The following is a 1,365-nucleotide window of genomic DNA, read 5'->3' as shown; positions in this document are numbered from 1 at the left end:
TCTGTCTCGTCCTAATATAGCTATACAGTTGAAGAAATAATCCTGAATCTGTTTTACAGAGATACATATAATCCTGATTTTTGTTATACAATCCTATATTGTTGAGTCTGGTATTAGTTGTTTTTTGTAATTCTTCCATCTTTTTTTGAGTGCGCCAGTTTGTTGATGTGCCTGCAATGGCGTTAAAAAGTCACAACTTGCATGTGGTCGAAGTGAATTGTAAGCGTTAATGTTTTGTCTAATAATTTCTTTGGTTTGTTCAAAGCCAGTCATCATGTAATTGAGATTAAATTCAGCTTTTATAATACCATTTACTCTTTCAGCAAGTGCATTTTCGTAAGGGCTGCTGTTTTCCGTCATACTGATGTCGATATTATTGTCGTTTAAAAGATCTACATATTTTTTACAGCAGTATTGAACTCCTCTGTCGGAATGATGGATCAATTTCAATTCAGGATTCTTTCGTTGTTGCAAAGCCATTATAAGCGCCTGTAAACAGCCTTGCACAGATAAGTCCATCCTTAAATTAAAGCCTACGATTTTGCGTGAGTATGCGTCTGTAATCAGGCTTAAATAGGCAAATTCCTTATTGATCCGGATGTAAGTAATATCACTGACCCATAACTGATCGGGCCTTTCTGCTGCGATTTTATCTGCAAGATTATCATATTTATGCATCCAGTGATGAGAATCGGTTGTCTTCGCCTTTCTTTTACGTTGTCTTACCAGCATATGATGTGCTGCCAGCAAATCAAACAAATGATCTCTACCTACCTGAACATGATGTGGAGCAAGATGTTGCTGCAACAGATGATACAGTTTACGTGTCCCCAGTCTGGGCAGTTGCCCGCGGATCTGATTTACGTAATGTAAAACCAGTTCATCTGTGAGCAGCATTTGTTTGCTATGCCACTCGTGTTCATACCAGCTATGCCTGGTTTTGCCAAACAATCTGCATAAAGTGGCTAATGCCACCCCGGAATCATCCTGTCTCATTTGGGAGACTGTTTGGCACCAGATTTTTTTCTGATCTTAATTTTAAACTGCTGTTCAGCCAGGTCAATCATTATCTCCAGGGCCGCTATTTTTAGTTTTGCTTCTGCCAATGCCTTTTCTAATTCTACTGATTTTGGGTCTGATGGGTTGGTCGGCAATTGTTCCATAATAATGGGATTTGTAGCTATCAAAGCCATATTCTCCTGTTGGAACTGCTGCTGCCATCTATGAATAGTGCCTGATCCTGTGATGTTATATGCTGACATGGCTTGGCGGACCGTCATTCTACCTTGTTCAATATGTTGGAGAATACTTCTTTTCTGCTGGGCTGTAAAGGAACGGTTTTTCTTACGATGATAATCTTCTGAG

2 protein-coding genes are annotated in these 1,365 nt (G+C 39.3%); both read right to left on the bottom strand.

Annotated elements, in window-relative coordinates; genetic code table 11:
- Positions 1–93 precede the first annotated feature (93 nt).
- Entirely contained in the window at positions 94–996 is a 903-nt protein-coding gene (locus tag AB6805_RS32425) for an IS3 family transposase (protein WP_370913575.1), read from the bottom strand.
- Positions 993–1,365: hypothetical protein (locus AB6805_RS32420; RefSeq protein ID WP_370913574.1), on the bottom strand; the 373-nt coding region annotated here is incomplete at its 5' end. The genes AB6805_RS32425 and AB6805_RS32420, both read right to left, overlap by 4 nt.

Origin of the sequence: Chitinophaga sp. RCC_12 (assembly GCF_041360695.1) — a bacterium.
Classification (GTDB): Bacteria; Bacteroidota; Bacteroidia; order Chitinophagales; family Chitinophagaceae; genus Chitinophaga.
The sequence above is the reverse complement of the archived record's forward strand: the minus strand, read 5'-3'. Positions and strand labels throughout refer to the sequence as shown.

What these genes read in the sequence shown, in the direction of transcription:
- AB6805_RS32425 (WP_370913575.1), bottom strand. Translation starts at nt 996, where the DNA reads ATGAGACAGGATGATTCCGGGGTGGCATTAGCCACTTTATGCAGATTG.